General features: G+C 37.8%; 14 protein-coding genes. 8 read left to right on the forward strand and 6 right to left on the reverse strand.

Annotation, left to right across the window (positions count from 1 at the left end; translation table 11 throughout):
* Positions 1-53: 53 nt before the first annotated feature.
* The gene (gene trpA, locus G521_RS0115680; RefSeq protein WP_026899369.1) at positions 54-824 is read left to right on the forward strand and encodes a tryptophan synthase subunit alpha; all 771 of its coding nucleotides are present in this window, start codon (positions 54-56) and stop codon (positions 822-824) included.
* Here the strand turns inward: trpA and nhaA are convergent.
* The 4 genes from nhaA to G521_RS17505 form a co-directional block, all read right to left on the reverse strand.
* Positions 807-2,015: a Na+/H+ antiporter NhaA gene (gene nhaA / locus G521_RS0115685; protein WP_026899370.1), complete on the reverse strand. Its 1,209-nt coding sequence runs from the start codon at positions 2,013-2,015 to the stop codon at positions 807-809. The genes trpA and nhaA overlap by 18 nt on opposite strands.
* Positions 2,016-2,131: 116 nt before the next feature.
* Positions 2,132-5,386, reverse strand: a complete 3,255-nt coding sequence (locus G521_RS0115690; protein WP_026899371.1) for an amidohydrolase family protein — start codon at positions 5,384-5,386, stop codon at positions 2,132-2,134.
* Positions 5,387-5,561: 175 nt separating this feature from the next.
* Positions 5,562-6,011, reverse strand: a complete 450-nt coding sequence (locus G521_RS0115695) for a nuclear transport factor 2 family protein (protein ID WP_026899372.1) — start codon at positions 6,009-6,011, stop codon at positions 5,562-5,564.
* Positions 6,012-6,221: 210 nt separating this feature from the next.
* Positions 6,222-7,004 carry a hypothetical protein gene (locus G521_RS17505; RefSeq protein WP_051189796.1) on the reverse strand — a complete coding sequence of 261 codons (783 nt, stop codon included), beginning with the start codon at positions 7,002-7,004 and terminating at the stop codon, positions 6,222-6,224.
* Positions 7,005-7,418: 414 nt separating this feature from the next.
* Between G521_RS17505 and G521_RS0115705 the strand changes: the two genes are divergently transcribed.
* The 6 genes from G521_RS0115705 (at position 7,419) to G521_RS0115730 (ending at position 14,061) form a co-directional block, all read left to right on the forward strand.
* Entirely contained in the window at positions 7,419-9,311 is a 1,893-nt protein-coding gene (locus G521_RS0115705; RefSeq protein WP_026899373.1) for a RecQ family ATP-dependent DNA helicase, read from the forward strand.
* 345 nt (positions 9,312-9,656) lie between these two features.
* The gene (locus tag G521_RS0115710; protein ID WP_026899374.1) at positions 9,657-10,331 is read left to right on the forward strand and encodes a GIN domain-containing protein; all 675 of its coding nucleotides are present in this window, start codon (positions 9,657-9,659) and stop codon (positions 10,329-10,331) included.
* Positions 10,332-10,443: 112 nt separating this feature from the next.
* Complete coding sequence (locus tag G521_RS0115715; protein WP_051189797.1) at positions 10,444-11,163, forward strand: head GIN domain-containing protein; 720 nt, start codon at positions 10,444-10,446, stop codon at positions 11,161-11,163.
* Between the two features lie 189 nt (positions 11,164-11,352).
* Positions 11,353-11,811, forward strand: a complete 459-nt coding sequence (locus tag G521_RS0115720) for a MaoC family dehydratase (RefSeq protein ID WP_026899376.1) — start codon at positions 11,353-11,355, stop codon at positions 11,809-11,811.
* A 145-nt stretch (positions 11,812-11,956) separates the two neighbouring features.
* Positions 11,957-13,273 carry an MFS transporter gene (locus G521_RS0115725; RefSeq protein WP_026899377.1) on the forward strand — a complete coding sequence of 439 codons (1,317 nt, stop codon included), beginning with the start codon at positions 11,957-11,959 and terminating at the stop codon, positions 13,271-13,273.
* Positions 13,274-13,332: 59 nt separating this feature from the next.
* Positions 13,333-14,061: a (Fe-S)-binding protein gene (locus G521_RS0115730; RefSeq protein WP_026899378.1), complete on the forward strand. Its 729-nt coding sequence runs from the start codon at positions 13,333-13,335 to the stop codon at positions 14,059-14,061.
* Here G521_RS0115730 and G521_RS18390 read toward each other — a convergent pair whose 3' ends face one another.
* Together G521_RS18390 and G521_RS17510 are read right to left on the reverse strand one after the other, a co-directional pair.
* Entirely contained in the window at positions 14,062-14,790 is a 729-nt protein-coding gene (locus tag G521_RS18390; RefSeq protein WP_309425085.1) for a polysaccharide deacetylase family protein, read from the reverse strand.
* On the reverse strand, positions 14,760-16,583 hold the full coding sequence (locus G521_RS17510) for a glycoside hydrolase family 9 protein (protein ID WP_245580882.1): 1,824 nt from the start codon (positions 16,581-16,583) through the stop codon (positions 14,760-14,762). Before G521_RS17510 ends, G521_RS18390 begins: the two co-directional genes overlap by 31 nt.
* A gap of 57 nt (positions 16,584-16,640) precedes the next feature.
* Here G521_RS17510 and G521_RS0115740 point away from each other — a divergent pair, with 57 nt between their 5' ends.
* The gene (locus G521_RS0115740; RefSeq protein ID WP_026899379.1) at positions 16,641-17,429 is read left to right on the forward strand and encodes a GLPGLI family protein; all 789 of its coding nucleotides are present in this window, start codon (positions 16,641-16,643) and stop codon (positions 17,427-17,429) included.
* The last annotated feature ends 122 nt before the right edge of the window (positions 17,430-17,551 follow it).

Below are 17,551 nucleotides of genomic sequence, written 5' to 3' on the forward strand. Positions count from 1 at the left end.
TCTAAAGCTTTTTTCAGTATTCTAAAACCTTAATATCAATCTCATAATATATAATGAACAGATTAAACCAACTTTTCAAAAATACAAGCAAGCCAATTCTTTCAATTTATTATACAGCAGGTTATCCTGCGCTCGAAAGTACACTTGATATTGCTGAAAAGCTAGAGCAAGCAGGCGCAGATTTTATTGAGATAGGATTCCCTTATTCTGATCCGCTGGCCGATGGACCGGTTATTCAAAACAGTTCTCAAAAAGCTCTTGAAAATGGAATGACTCTCCATGTTCTTTTTGAGCAGTTAAAAGACCTGCGGAAAAGGGTAACCATCCCTGTTTTATTAATGGGATATGTGAACCCGGTTCTTCAGTTCGGAGTGGAAAATTTCTGTAAAGCTTGCGCTGAGGCTGGTGTTGATGGGGTTATAGTTCCTGATTTGCCGATGTATGAATACGAAGAAATGTATAAAGATTACTTTATAGATAATAATCTCACAAACATATTTCTGGTAACTCCTCAAACTTCAGAAGAGCGCATCCGCAAAATTGACGGATTGAGTAATGGATTTATCTACCTGCTTTCTTCAAATTCAACAACCGGTAAATCCACAGGCATTTCCGGTGATTCAGAAACTTATTTTTCCCGGATTCAGTCAATGAACTTAGAGAATCCAACAATGATAGGATTTGGAATTTCAGATAGTACAAGCTTTAATAAAGCAGCCCAATATACCCGCGGCGCTATTGTCGGAAGCGCTTTTGTAAAATTTCTTGATACTGAAAATGCGTTAAATCAAATACCCCAGTTTATTTCAGAAATTCGAGGCTAACCGTTGTTTTTCAATCCTTTTTTTCCGTTTTGAATTTAGCATGCTGAGGTATAAATAACCTACAACACCGGCCAATACGGAAGCAACCAGGATGGAGAATTTTGCTTCAACCTGGTACTCGGGATCACTGAAGGAAAGTAAGCCGATAAATATCGACATGGTAAAACCGATTCCGGCTAAAAAACCAAGCCCGATCACATGATTCCAGCTTGATTTTGAAGGAAGAGTGCTAAAGCCAAATTTTACCGATAACCATGAAAATAAGGTAATTCCTATCGGTTTTCCTACCAGAAGTCCCAGAATAATTCCAATTCCTAAAGGACTGTACAATCCATCTATCATCTGTTTTTCGAAACGTATATTGGTATTGGCGATAGCAAAAATAGGCATGATTACAAAGTTAACCGGCCTGACCAGCATGTGCTCCAGTTTTTCAAGCGGAGATTCAACAGCAGTTTCATTGGTAGGAATTGTTAATGCGAGCAATACACCGGCTATTGTAGCGTGTATGCCCGAATGGTGAATGAAATACCAGAGGAATATTCCGGGTATAATATAAAAAATCAATTTTTTTACTCCCATGAAATTCATTCCAACTAATAAGGCCAAAATACCGGCTGAATACAATAACTGCATCCAGTGCAGTTCATTGGTATAAAAAATGGCAATCACCAGAATTGCTCCCAGATCATCAACAATGGCTAAAGCTGCCAGGAAAATTTTTAATGATGCTGGAACCCGCTTCCCCAATAAAGAGATAACACCTAATGCAAAAGCAATATCTGTTGCCATCGGAATTCCCCAGCCATGACTTGTTGGGGCGTTTAAATTGAAAATCGCGTATACAGCTGCAGGAACAAGCATTCCGCCTAAGGCCGCAAAAATGGGCATGGCCGCTTTTTTGGGTGATGACAATTCTCCTTCTACAATTTCACGCTTGATTTCCAATCCCACCAGTAAGAAAAATATGGCCATTAAACCATCATTGATCCAGAGAGATACAGAATATTTAAGTTGAATATCAGAACTTTCATAACCTAATTGCTGAGCTAATATGGAACTGAATTCATCATTTAATGAAGAATTGGCAATTAATAAAGAAATAATGACACAGCAAATAAGTATAATTCCACCAATTTGCTCCGACCTGAAAAATGCCTTAAATGTGTTTAGGTTAATCAATTTTCCCATAATCCCGAAAGTAACAATTTAAAATTATATAGCTTATCAAAAACAAAAAAGAGCATTACCTGGCAGGCAATGCTCTTTCTTGGATCTTATTTCAGCTTATTAAGCGAAATTAATCTCTAATCACAATCCGGAGTAGTAAAAGTATAGGTTTCAACATTTCCGTTTGGGATGCTGAAACTATCTGACCTGCCCATTTGCCACCAGAATTTGTTTCTTGGTTTTGGATGATTTCCTATTTCATTCATGGTTTCTGCATCATATAAACGACCGTTAAGCATTACATATGTAATTTTTTCGCTGTTGCGAATATCATCCAGCGGGTTAGCATCCATAATAATCAGGTCGGCAAGTTTGCCGATTTCTAATGAGCCGATTTCCTTGCTCATTCCCAAGTAGTCCGCACCGTTGAGGGTAGCGCTTCTGATAGCCTGTAATGGCGACATGCCTCCCTGAGCAAGCATCCATAATTCCCAATGTGCACCTAAACCCTGTAATTGTCCGTGAGCTCCCAGATTTACTTTAGTTCCGCCATCGGCAAGTTGTTTTACGGCTTTAGAAACGTTTATATGGCCATAATCTCCAAATTCGGAAGTGGTTCTTCGTCTGGAACGTTGATCCACTATTTGCCTTGGCGTAAAGTTCAATAAACGTTCGTTTTCCCACACGTTGGTTCGGTCATACCAGTAATTTTCTCCGCTTTGCGAACCATAGCTTACAATTAATGTTGGGGTATATCCGGTTTTACTCTGGTTCCAGAGCGTTTTTACATCTTTATAAAGAGGTAAAACCGGTATGTTGTGTTCTACACCGGTATGTCCGTCAACTATATGGGTCATATTATGGAAATAGGTAGAGCCGCCCTCCGGAACTACTTCCATTTTAAGTTCACGTGCAGCCTGTATTATTTGCTGTCTTTGCTCACGACGGGGCTGATTGTATGATTTTACCGAAAAAGCACCCATTGCTTTCATTCTGCGAAGTGCTGAGCGTGCATCATCCAAACTATTAATAACGGCTTTAAAATCGCCATCGGCTCCGTATAATATGGTACCTGTTGAATAAACCCGTGGCCCAACCATGCGCCCGGCTTTTAACATTTCGGCCTGGCTAAATACCATTTCGCTGTTTGCCGAAGGATCATGAGATGAAGTTACGCCATAAGCCAGATTGGTATAATAACTCCAATCCTGTTGAGGAGAAACTCCATCCGGACTGGTATGTAAATGACCGTGTACATCAACAATGCCGGGCATTATGGTTTTTCCATTAGCATTTACAACCCTGGCGTCAGCAGGGATTTGCACATTTGCTCCAATGGCTGCTATTTTATTTTTGTCGATCAGGATAGTTCCATTTTCTATTACCTCATCACCTTTCATGGTAATTATGCGGGCGCCTGTGATGGCTATTTTTCCTGAAGGAAGATCTGATTTTAGTTTCAGATCGATAGTTAAACCGACACTATCAATAGCCGGTAATTTATCAGGTGCTCCGTCTACAAAAGTGAAGGCGTTTTTTACCTCACGGGAAAAATACTGAGGCCCTAAAGACCAGTTTATTCTTTGTCCGTCGCGGCTCCAGTGCAGGTAATTACCGGCATCTCTGCTAAGTTTGGTTAATGGCAAAGATTTATTTGTAGAAGACAGATCCAAAGTATTCCCGGACGTGGTCATCGGGGTGATATACACATTAAAAAGCTCTGTGAAGGCCATCCACTTTCCATCCGGGCTAGGAATAAATAAATTTGCATAGGTAGAAGTATAGTGCGTCCGCTTATTTCCTCCATTAAGATCTACACTTTTAAAAGCTTTTTTACCGGCTTCTGAAGACTGGAAATAAATTCGGCTGTCATTTGCATTAAACAGCGGACGAATTCCTTCTTCTGAAATCAAGGCAGCATTTCCACCATTTACAGGGATTACATAGATACCAGTATTTTTACCGTAAGCAAATCCCAATACATCATTTCCAACACCTTTGCGATAGACAATCTTATCTCCGCGGTTTGAATATTTGGGCGAATAATAATAACCCTTTTCAGAAGTTAATTTGCTGATTTTACCATTCTTAAGTTCAACTTTATTGATCGAACCTTTATATTCATCATTCCATGAAACATAGATGAGGGATTTTCCATCCGGACTAAACTCGGGTTCAAATTCAAAATCAACACTTTTAGTAACCCTTTCAGGAACTCCGTTTGGAAGGTCTTTGATATAAAGATAACCTGCTGCATTGAAAGCCACTTTTTTGCCATCCGGCGAAGTGGTTAACTGCCTGATCATTTTAACCGAAAACTCCTCTTTAAAAACCTGCTGGTCGAAATGCAGGGCTTCGGTAATCTGTTGATTTGAATTAACTTCGAAAGGAATTTCGTTCACTCTTTGAGTAGCAATTTCCAGCTTTCTGATTTTTCCTTTCGCATAAAAAATCAGGTTTTTAGCATCAGGTGTCCATGAGAAATTCGGGTAAACGCCAAAGATCGCCCAGGCTTCCTGCTGATCGTGAGAAAGATCATCGTAAAGCGGCCATTCTTCACCAGTCTCCTGATCCTGCAAAAACAGAACTGATTTTAAGCGAACACGTTTAACAAAAGCCAGGTATTTTCCATCCGGAGAAATTTGCGGGCGGAAAGCTCCTCCTTGTCCACCGGCAGCAGTTTTTATCTCGCCGCTTTCACGGTTCAGCTGACGGATCGCATATATTTCGCCATTGGGATCTTTATTGTATTGAAATGTCGGCCCCTGAGAAACATCTTCAGAGTAATATAAATATTTGCCATCTGCAGAAACATTAGGTTCGCCTGCATCCTGCTGATCGTTTTTGCGTTTGGTTAATTGAATTCCATCGCCGCCTCCGGCAATATGGTACATCCACATTTCACCGGCGCCAAGTGAACGGTAACCTGTAAAATGCTTTCGTGCAATTAAATACTGATTGTCTGGTGTCCATACAGCATTATTCAGCAGCCGGAAGTTTTCCTTTGTAACTGAACGCTTGGCGGATCCGTCGGCATTCATTACCCAAATATTATCAGCCCCTTCCTTGTCGCTGGTAAATGAAATGTATTTTCCGTTCGGACTGAAACGCGGCTGTACTTCCCAGGCCATTCCGCCGGCAAGCAGGCTGGCCTTTCCGCCGCTAATTGGCATTTTATAAATGTCGCCGAGCAGATCGAAAACGATCTCTTTCCCGTCCGGACTTACATCCAGGTCCATCCAGGTTCCTTCATCGGTGGTAAAAGAAATGTTTTTGCTGGGACCCGCCGGTTTTTCAATATTCCATTTTGGACTTTCTTTGGGAATTTGCTGGGCGAAGTTTTGTTGACTGAACAATACAATACCGAATGCGACAATAATGGTTTTATTCATGTTTTACAATGCTTGAACCCGCAATGTAAGAATATTCATAGTTTTGGATAGTATCAAATTTATGACTGTTCCGGCAGACGCTACTTTCAAGATTTTTAATGCATGCAAGTATTTGTGGGTATGCTATGCTATGTATTTACTTTCCAAATCTAAAAAGCACAATTACAATATTGTCTCATTTAATCGAAACAATGGTTGCCTGTCTGGCAGTTAATTTCCAGATATTCTGTTCTTTGATCCAGATGTTGGTAAATCTTCTTGTAATTGTTTTCCCGGGATTATTAGTTAAGCCCTGAGGTATTAACACCTCTTTTCCCATCACTATAGAAACATTGTTGAAAAATGTTATCCTTTCAATATGTCTTTCAAAAGAAGCATAATTGATTTTCCCGGTTCTGATTCTTTCCATGATTTGGCTAAGTCCGACAAGAGCATTTTCAGGATTTTGAACTACAATTTCGGGAGACATTAATTGATAAAGCTTGCTTGTATCTCCTTTTAATATGGCCTCACGTTCTTCATTTTCCAGTCCTTTTATTATTGTTTCTTCAGGGTGCTGAGCCAAACAAATAGTACTAATGGAAATATGGAAAGTTAATAAAAGTATAATTCTGAGTTTTTTCATTAGGATGAATTTATTTTAAGTGGAAACGAATATTCTGCGTTTTAAAAGAAAGGGCTGATTGAAAATCCGCCCCTTCCTGTTAAATGGTCTTTAAACAAATATGGCTTTCCAAACATAATTTATTGGAAATGACTTCTTCTGATTTTGAGAATATGTATTTAACGTTTCTGTTATGATTGAAAGATTCAACAAAGCAATATATATGATACGTTAATGATATTTAAAACCTTCTACTGCTACCACATACTCATTTTTGTCAGCATCAAAAGAAATACGATAAGTAGTTGGATAGTAGCCAGATTTCTGGAAGCTTTGAGGCTGCTTAATCGCTGCTGTAAAATCAGGCTTTGTTAAAAGGAAATTAAGGGTGAACATGGGTTCCCAGAATATCATTTTGCCTTGGTAGAATCCATAAATATAAGTTTTGTCGAACGTAGAGCCATTAAACTCCGGACCAGTAACATCCACATAATGAACTCCCATATTTGGTACGGCTACCACTCCTGAAATGTAATTTTCAGGGATAAATTGAGGCAATACGATAATAGGATCAGGACCAGGAATTACTGCGGCCTGATCTTTTCGGCTAATCATATAAAAATGAAGATCGAAATGGGGCAGAGTATAGATCGGATCAGGTTCGTGACCTTGAGGGTTCCAGCCAAAATCAATATGATCGATACCTATATCTTTAGCTTCTTTCGGTACTTTTAAAAGAGCTTGCTTTAGATTGTTATTTATATCAGTAGGTAAACCTTTTAAAGTATTTTCACTAATGCGTACACCCAAACTTAGTGGCTTATTTTCATTATCTAAAGTCACGAATGATTGAATAGTACCATGACAATAACTTACTTTGTCGCAGTAGTACGTTTTCCCTGATAGCGGGCTTAAAACAATGGGTTCATTATAAACCATTTCTTTTTCACAACCGGGTAAAATGTTAAGAACCAAAAATCCCATGGCCATTAATAATAGTTTGAAATTTTTCATAATTAAAAGTTTAAAATAGTTGAATTGAGTTTTACATTATATTAATAATGTGCTGAAGTCAGAAAATTATACAAGCATAAATATGTGTTACTTAAGTACACTAATCAGTAGGAATTCAGCAATTTTGAGATTATGTGGATGCTTATGAAACGAAGTTTCTGGCAAATAAATAGCTATTGGGAGATCCGGCTAATTATGTATTAAAGTTATAATTATAATAGGATAATTTCAATGAAAAATAAAAATGAGTAAGTGTGAGGTAGTATAATGACTGAAATAAAAATTGTAAATTATAAATTAAGATATCAGAATAAGAAGATACCCTGTATTATTCTTTATTTATGAATTTGATTTGAGGGAAGTCAAATTTCGAAGAACTAAAATCCCAAATCATTGCTTTAGTTTTGTCAGGCTATGACCATTCATCAAATATTAAAACAGTATTGGGGATTTTCTGAATTTCGTCCTTTACAGGAAGAGATTATTCATTCTGTTTTGGATGGGAAAGATACGCTTGCCCTAATGCCTACAGGCGGAGGCAAGTCTCTGTGCTTTCAGGTTCCTGCAATGCTTAACCCTGGAATTTGCATTGTAGTTTCCCCCTTAATTGCCCTGATGAAAGATCAGGTTGAAAACCTGAAAGATAAGGGAATTAAAGCGATCGCAATTATCTCAGGCATGGGAAACCGGGAAGTTGATATTTTACTGGATAATTGCATTTACGGAGATATCAAATTTCTGTATATATCGCCGGAACGACTATTATCTGACCTTGTGCAGGAACGTATACGGCACATGAAGGTAAACCTGATCGCGATAGACGAAGCACATTGTATATCTCAGTGGGGATATGATTTTCGTCCGCCTTATCTGCATCTTTCCGAACTCCGTAATTTACAGCCGGGCATTCCTGTTTTAGCCCTCACGGCTACAGCCACCGAACGTGTAATCAATGATATTAAGGAAAAACTGCATTTTAAAAATGATCAGTTCTTCAGAAAATCATTTGAAAGAAAAAATCTGAGTTATGTAGTTTTTAACCAGGATGATAAAATGCGAAAACTACAAGCAGTAGCGGCAAGCGTACAGGGAACCGGAATTGTGTATGTGAGAAACCGGCGTGAAACCCAGGAAGTAGCCAGACTATTAAACCTGCAGGGGATTTCTGCCGAATTTTATCATGCCGGATTAGAAACCCCTTTACGGATGAAAAAACAAACCGACTGGAAAAATGGTGCAACCCGCATTATGGTTGCCACCAATGCATTCGGTATGGGAATAGATAAAGCGGATGTTCGGTTTGTTGTTCATTTAGATCTGCCCGAAAGTCTGGAAGCATATTATCAGGAAGCAGGAAGAGCCGGTCGCGATGAGAAGAAAGCATTCGCGGTTTTGCTGTACAATGCGGCAGACAAATTTCAATTGCATAAAAAGCTGGAACAAAGTTTTCCGTCAGTTGAAGAGATTAAGCAGGTTTATCACCATTTAGGGAATTATTTTCAGCTTGCTTACGGTGCAGGAGAGGGTTTAAGCCTTGAATTTGATGTGGGTGATTTTTGCAGCCGATTTAAATTAGACGCAATACGGACTTTAAACGCCTTAAAATTTTTAGAACGAAATGAATATATCGTATTGAGCGAAAATGTATTTCTACCTTCCCGGGTTCAGATTATAACCGGTCAGGAAGAATTATACCGATTCCAGATTGAGCAGCCAGTTTACGACAGCTTTATTAAAACTCTGCTCAGATCTTACGGAGGAATCTTTGACCATTTTGTTCCTGTTAAAGAAAGTGATCTTTCGAAACGCTGCGGAATGCAAAAAACTGAAATTGTTAAAATGCTTCAGGATCTGCAAAAATTTTCTTTGCTCAATTATCTTCCTCAAACCGATAAGCCACAGCTCACCTACATTAAACCAAGGGTTGATTCTCCTCATTTATTCATCAACGGCAAACATATAGCAGAACGACAGCATTTATTTAAGCAGCAAATAGAAGCTGTGATTAAGTATGCAGAAGAACCAATTTGCCGAAGCAAACAACTTCTGAATTATTTTGACGAAAGCGATGCGGCTGTTTGCGGTGTGTGCGATGTTTGTCTGGATTTAAAGCGCTCTGACAAAAAGGAATTTATTGAGGATACTATTACTGAGAATATTCTTCAGCTTCTGGATCAGAAACATCTCAAATTGAATGAGCTGGTATCGGGAATTAAATCAGGCAACGAAAAGGAAAAACTCAGCGTGATCCGTAATTTACTGGATGCCGGAAAGATTAAAACCACCGGTGACACATATTATATTTAATATTGCTTTAACGATTCCTACTCAACTACAAACCATTCTTTCCGGATATTTTATCCGAAGAATCTGAATTCTTCAAATTCAATTTCTGCAATCCGAATTTCTGAAAATCTCCTCCTGAAATTCAATTGATTGTATGTGCTTCAATTTATTTTTAACAAAATTTTAACGTTTATTTCTAATTGGATATGTAACGTTTAATTTTTAACTGCGTCATATATACAGGTTAACAATAAATTATTGCACATTTTAAAATTGCACATAGTATTATGTTTAACATAGTAGCAGTTTGTAAATATTTACCAAAAATTAATCGCTCAAAAATTAACGCTCTCAATTTTAAACCTCATGAAAACAACAATTTTAAACAGGTTAGCTTTAATAGTTTTAGCTTTCGTTGTTATTATCATTAGTAGTTCTCGTCCTGCAAAAGCTACCGACGCAAACGCTAAAGTCACCGAACTGGCCTCTGTTAAAAATATTCAAAAGATCATTCTTAACGGAAACGTTGAAGTTTTTTTAACCCAGGGAATTACCGAAAATTTAAGAATTTATGATGATTATTATTCAAAAAATGCCCTGGTTCAGTGGGAAAACGGCGAGCTTAGAATTTCATCGTTTGAAGATCATAAGCTGAGTGTTTGGATCACTGTAAAAAATCTTTCTGACATAGAAGCGAACGGCAATTCAGTTATACGCACAACCAATAAGCTCAGTTCAGTAGATTTAAATGTTAACTTATTGGATGGAGCAAAAGCAAAACTGGATGCCCGTGTTTACAATTTAAATACCCATGTTTCGGGCTCGTCAAAACTGGAAATGAGGGGGGAAGCTGAAAACCAGCAAATTACTTTAAGTGATGCATCTGTATATGAATCTGTTGGGTTGAATGTCCAAAACCGGTCAATTTCAATATCAGACAGAGCAGAAGCTTCTTACTATCAGGATGGAAAAGTTACCAGTATTAAATCTGCAAAAGCGCTTTCTCCTATAGATGGATTCGTTTTTGAGCCTTCTATATAATATCCATAACTTCATTATATATCTCTAAAAAAAGGATTTGTATACTATTCAAATCCTTTTTCTATTTTAGCAGTTACCTGTACCAACAAAACAACGTCTCAAAAAAAGAATTATGAAAAGATCAGCCTCGTTTTATTTTATTGCTCTTGTTATATTAATTGCGCAAAGCGGGTGTAATCAAATTGATTGTATTTCGGGTTCGGGCAATGAGGTAACTCAAAGCCGTAAATTAGATTCGTTTACATTTATTGAAACAGGTGGATCTATTAAACTTGTTTTAAAACAGGGCCCGGTTCAGGATGTACGCATTGTGGCTGATGATAATATACAGGAAGAAATCACAACACGGGTTAATGGAAAAACTCTTAAGATTGAATTGGAAGGGAATTTATGTGATTCAGGTCCAATAACTGCCTACATAACCGCACCAGCATTTGAAGGTGTTGATGCATCTGGGGCTGTAGAATTAAACAGCGACGGGAATTTGAAGGTAAATAATTTTGAAATTCATTTAAGCGGTTCAAGCAAAGTTAATCTTGATCTGAATGCAGCGAATGTACTTACCACTTCCAGCGGTTCATCAGAGATTTATTTGAAGGGGCAGGCGGGAACACATGAAGTAGATCTGAGCGGGGCGGGATCAATAGAAGCACTTGACTTTATTGTCGGTAAATATAAAATCGAGTCCTCCGGCGCAAGCAAATCCCGGATAAATGTTTTAAATGAATTACGTGTAAAATCAAGCGGTGCCAGTGATGTTCAATATCGTGGTAATCCTACATCGGTTTCCAATAACGACTCGGGTGCTTCCAGTCTAAAAAAGATTAATTAATAGGAGCAGGAATTGAATCGGAATTTTATAGTCTTATAATTCTGGAAGACAACTGATTATGGTTTCGGTTCTATCGCCGGATAAATTAGTTTATAAATTGATAACCATTTGTGCCTTTCTAAACAGTTCCCAGAGCAATAATTTTAATTTATCCGTTTATTAATTTGAATAATTTTTTACTTTAGCGATATGCTGATTATAAAAAGTTATACAGAGTTTGAATCAAAACTAGGCCAGGAACTTGGAGTTTCATCATGGCATAAAATTACTCAGGAACAGATTAATAGTTTTGCCGATGCCACTTTGGATCATCAATGGATACATACAGATCCCGAAAGAGCAAAAACTGAAAGTCCTTTTAAGGCTACCATAGCCCATGGATATCTTACTCTTTCCCTCATTCCATTTTTGTGGAAACAAATTGTGGATGTTCAAAATCTGAAGATGGAGGTGAATTACGGAATTGAACGATTGAAATTTGGTCAGGCCGTAATAGTGGACAGTGAAGTTCGCTGCAGAGTAAAACTGGCATCAATTGCTAATTTAAGAGGAGTTACTAAAGCTACATTGGCCATCCAGTTGGAAATTAAAGATCAGCAAAAACCTGCTTTTACCGGAGATGTATTATTTCTATACCACTTTATTTAGTGCTGATTAAATCATCCCTAATTTATATTTTTAAAAGGCTGAATTTATGTTCGGCCTTTTTGCATATGATCTTATAGAAGGCGATAAGTCATCCTCTTTACCTCCAGGTTTTTTCTTTGCTAAATTTTTTTACTTTAGCTTAAGTATGAATAGCAAAAATAATAAAAAAACCATCCGGGGTTGGGCTATGTTCGATTGGGCAAATTCAGCCTATAATCTGGTAATCACTTCTACTATTTTTCCGGCTTATTATGCCATTATAACTACTACCCAGCAACACGGAGATCAGGTTTTTTTCTTCGGAAGACAGTTTACCAATACTGCTCTTTCAAGTTATGCTTTATCGCTGGCTTACCTGCTCATGGCCCTTTTATTACCTGTTTTATCATCAATAGCTGATTACCGGGGCAATAAAAAGATATTCATGCAGATTTTCACCTACATCGGTGGAGTAGCCTGCGCAGGATTATTTTTCTTCAGACTGGAAACTTTGGAGCTTGGAATAATCTGCTTTACACTTGCCGCAATGGGCTATATCGGTGGCGTAATGTTTAATAACTCCTACCTTCCCGAAATTGCCACTCCTGATCAGCAAGATAGAGTAAGTGCCCAGGGCTTTGCATACGGTTATGTTGGAAGTGTACTATTACAAATTATCTGCTTCGCATTTGTTTTGAAACCTGAATTATTCGGTATTTCAGATGCGTCTTTACCCGCCAGATTATCCTTTTTATTGGTAGGAATCTGGTGGATCTCTTTTGCCCAAATTCCATTTAAAGTTTTGCCTGCCGGAAGTCCCAATTACAAAGCGGTAAACAAAAATATGGTTAAGAGCGGATTTCAGGAACTGCAAAAAGTATGGCAACAGTTAAATGAAATGAAGCTATTAAAACGCTACCTGTTGGCATTTTTCTTCTACTCAATGGGAGTTCAAACAATCATGCTGGCCTCTACAGGTTTTGGAGAAAAAATTTTAAAACTGGGTACTTCCAAGCTGATTGCAACCCTTCTTGTTATCCAGCTGGTAGCCATTCTGGGCGCACTGATAATGGGTTATTTTGCCCGTAAATTCGGAAATCTGAAAGTTCTGATTTTTGTAGTTATTATCTGGATTGGGGTTTGCATAAGCGCATTTTATATCAGCAATGAGTACCAGTTTTATGTACTTGCTGCACTTGTAGGTTTAGTGATGGGTGGAATTCAGTCTATATCTCGCTCTACGTACTCCAAACTAATACCCGAAAAAACTCCCGACACCGCTTCTTTTTTTAGCTTTTATGATGTAACCGAAAAAATGGCCATTGTTATTGGCTTGGCAAGCTTTGGTTTTATTGAAGAATTTACAGGTAATATGCGGATTTCGGCTTTAAGTTTGACAGCCTTTTTTATCATTGGCTTACTGGTTCTGATTTCGATTTTATTTATGAAGCCAGCAGAACTGAAACGTTTACAGCCAGAGTAGATTATTTTTCTGAATTTAGCATTTTTAAAAAGCTCAATTATGGGGCCTTATAAACATTTATGAACGTAGAGCTTTTTATACCTTGTTTTATGGATCAGATATATCCTAAAACAGCATTCAATACTATTAAAGTCCTTGAAAAAGCAGGATGCAACGTCACTTATAATGCAGAACAAACCTGTTGCGGACAACCAGCATTTAATGCAGGCTTTTGGGACGAAGCAAAAGCTGTTGGGTCTAAATTCTTAAATGATTTTTCTGAATCAAGTTATATTGTTTCACCTTCTGCATCCTGTACAGGAATGGTTAAAAATTATTATAACGATCTGTTTACCAATACAGCTGTTCACAATAAATGCAGGGCCGTACAAAATAATATTTTCGAGCTTTCTGATTTTCTGGTGAATGTTTTAAAGAAAGATTATTTTGGTGCCGAATTGGAAGGAAGAGCTGTTTATCACGATTCGTGTGCCGGATTACGCGAATGCAATATCAAAGATGAACCTCGTTTGCTCCTCAGTAAAGTACATGGATTGGATCTGGTGGAAATGGCAGATACAGATGTTTGCTGTGGTTTTGGAGGAACTTTTTCTGTTAAATTTGAAGGAATTTCCAGTGCAATGGCTCAGCAAAAGGTAAACAATGCTTTGGATATGGAAGCAGATTATATTATTTCAACTGATGCTTCGTGCCTGTTGCATTTGCAAAGCTATATTGAAAAACAACAGTTACCTATTAAAACGATTCATCTTGCAGATGTGCTTGCAGGCGGCTGGGGAAATGTATAATCAACGCAACAGTTCATCAATGCGTTTAAAACTATAGCCTCTTCTTTTTAAATCGGGAATCAGCTCATTTAATTGCTCATAAAATTTATCAGTACGTCTCGGATCTGTTCCCAGATGGATCAGTAATATAAATCCATTCAATCCATTTGCCGATGAATTTTCATAGTTCATGATTGATTTATAAATTTCATTGCTGCTCAGGTATTTATTGCCCATTTCCGGCCAGGTATAATCGGCCGCTGATCGGGTTCCCGCACTAAAATTTATAAGTGTCAAACCCGCTTGTTCAGTCCAGCTGCTTATAGATTTATTATACCACTCATACGGAGGTAGAAAATAGGGTGCATCTTTCTTCCGGATACCCAAACGGACCAGTTCTAAATAGTTATTTTCTAGATCCTCAAAAAACTGATTTTTATTTACCAGCAAGCTATCGCGATAAGTCCAGTCGCAATACAGTAAATGTTTGTCTGAATGGGCTCCGATGTAATTCCCATTCCGTTTTACTGTTTTTATTAAGTTGCTGAATTGAGGATCTCTTAAGAAATCTCCTGTGAAGAAAAAAGAAGCTTTAACATTTTCTTTTTTAAGTGTTTTGCTTACACTTTCACCGCCATCAGCAAATTCATGGGCGGTAAAAACTATGGCTATTTCTTTTTTAGTGATATCGCCACGATTAATTGCTCCATATGTATCAATTACTTTTTTGCGGCATCTTCCTCCCGGGATGCGTTTTCTTTAGAAGCGAGAAGATAAATTAAAGAAGCCGTACCATCCATTGTAGGTTCATTCGTACTATAATCTCCATAATCATCGTGGTAAACAACCAACGGCGACTGGAATTGGGCGTATTCATCAGCATCATTTAATTTTATCCCAATGAGATTATTGAAAATTGATCCATAAACTGGTCCATCTACCAAACCTCCATCAATCGGGTAGTTTTTTAAATGTGTAAAGGCAGAATGCGGGTCAATTGGAGTATCTCCATTTGCCGGAAGTCCGTAAACCATGCTGGTTCCCCAGGGATTACAACCAAAAAGCCAGTCTATATTTGCCTGTTCCAGTTCCTCATAACTTCGGTCATTGGTAGAGCTTCGGTACAGGTAGCACTGAATTGCAAAAGATGTTGTTAAGTTATTGGAACACCAGATATAAGGTATTCCGCGATAAAATGCATTGTTTTTTGCTTTTGCCCAAACCTTCTCTATTCCGGTTTTATAACTAGCCATCAACTCATTTTTTATTTCTGAACGTCCGGATTTTGCCAATTCATAATGCCCGAAATTATGGAATGGGTACCATTGATAATGTTTAGCTGTATCAGCACCCATCCATGGCGTAACAGGTTCTGATCTGGCATAATTAAGAGCTGTATCAATTAAATTACCATATATATCTGAAATTAATTTATGCTTCGCAGGGGAGTTTTCTATGGATGCCAATGCGAGTTCCATATCATCAACCCAGTTATCTTCCGCATATATGTATGGAGATTTAACCGAAGCCGTTTGTGTAACACCCTTTTTCTTTAATGCATATTTATAGGCCGTTAAAGATTTAATGCTTAATGTTTCCTCAAAAGTTTTATCAATGGATGAATAAATTTTAGATCCCAAAGCAAAGGCACTTGCGAATTTAGCGGCGGTAGAACTGGTTCCGGTAGTATTATTCATGAACTTTCCGCGTTGCTGAGGTTCGCCTGTAATAAAATACAATGGTCTTTCAAAACCTTTCCCATACTGATTATCTTCTTTGGGAATTCGCATAGAAATATGGTCACGGTCATCGGCAATCTGGTTAAACATCCAGTTTTCTTTGGGATGCATTTTAAGCAGCCAGTCCAATCCCCATTTAGCCTCATCCAGAACATCGGCCAATCCATTTTTACCATCCAAACCGTTTGCTTGCTTTTCATCGCTGAATATTTTTGGGAAATCGCGGTAAGCTGCAAGTAAATGATAGGTTGCATTGGCAGAGGTGCTGGAATATTGCAAATAATCACTTGCATCATGCCAGCCTCCTGATGCATCAATAAAAGTGCTGTCTTTAAGTCCAGCTTTTGATCCGTAAATTACAAAGCCATCATTGGTATGACAACTATCTTTTAAATACGGATTGAACCCGCTACGTTGCTGCCGCATATACCGGAGAGCAAAATCCGCAGAACCTTTATACACATCAGAACCTATTTTAAACCTGGGTGATTTTATTTTTCCTGCCTGAATGTAGTATTCTCCTGCCAACTTTAATTTGGAAAAGGATAATCTGAAGGATGATTTAAAAGGGCCGTACTCGCCAAAATTTGTTCCCGCCTTTCCTTTAAAAATAATTTTATTGGTTGTTGCATCAATAACCTCAAAACGTTTTATACTTGTTATTTCTTTTGAAACCCAAATTGCAGTTTTTACTCCTGATGGTAAATAACCAAGCTGGTTAATTCTAATCCATGAATTTTGTCCTGAAGGTTTAAAAGAAAATAAAACAGGAAGTAGTAAAAGTGAATAAAGTAACTTTTTCATTGCTCTAACCATAATATGCTAAAGTAAACTTTCTTTGATTACATTTATAAAAAAGCCATGTCGAAGCAGTTTTCAATTATAATATTGTTTTGTTGTTTTTTAACAACCTACGTTGTTGCCCAGCAGAAAACTTCCGGAGTTATATATTATACTCAGGTTATAAATTTGAGGAATGTGGGTGCCAATTCAGCTACTCAGGGGAATCGTCCTCAAAGAGCAAATATGCCCGAAAGCATTACCAATAAAATGGAAATTATATACAACGCAAATGGCGCCCGACTTCAAAAATCTATACTAGATGAAGATCTGAATCCGGATGCTGGAAATACTGCTGGCGGCGGACAGATGATGATGCGTTTTGCCGGAGGTACTGACCGTGAGGTGTTTTTTAATTTGGCCGATAAAAAAGCTACTGAATCATTTGAAATGAATGGTGTTCCCTATCTGCTTGAAAGCCTGTTGGGATCTAAATCTGAAGGATTTGTAAAAACTGATGAAACAAAAATAATTGCAGGCATTAAATGTAAGAAAGCCGTGATGAATGATAAAGATGGAAATCAAACATCTATTTGGTACACTAATTCTCTGCCTTTTGTTGCTTCGCCTGTGCCATCCTTATGGACCGAAGGAGTTGTAATGGGAGTGGAGAACCAAAGAATGAAGTATATGGCAAGCAGCATAGAATATACAAAAATTAAAGATTCAGAAATTACGCTTCCAAAAAAATCAACAAAGATCAGTCAGGAAGAATACCAGGTAAAGCAGGAAGAGATGCGAAAAAAAATGCGTGAACAATTTCGTTCCGGTGGAAATGGTAATGTAATTATCCGTGAAGGCGGAAACTAATTTTATTGAGTTTCCAATCGCCCTGAATAATTGTTTATCGAATTGATAACTATTTAAAAATCGAAAATAAAGCAACTGAGCTATTAGTTCAGTTACTTTTCAACCTAAATTTTTTAGAAAAT

The sequence above is a fragment of the Daejeonella oryzae DSM 19973 genome (assembly GCF_000422945.1).
GTDB classification, from domain to species: domain Bacteria; phylum Bacteroidota; class Bacteroidia; order Sphingobacteriales; family Sphingobacteriaceae; genus Daejeonella; species Daejeonella oryzae.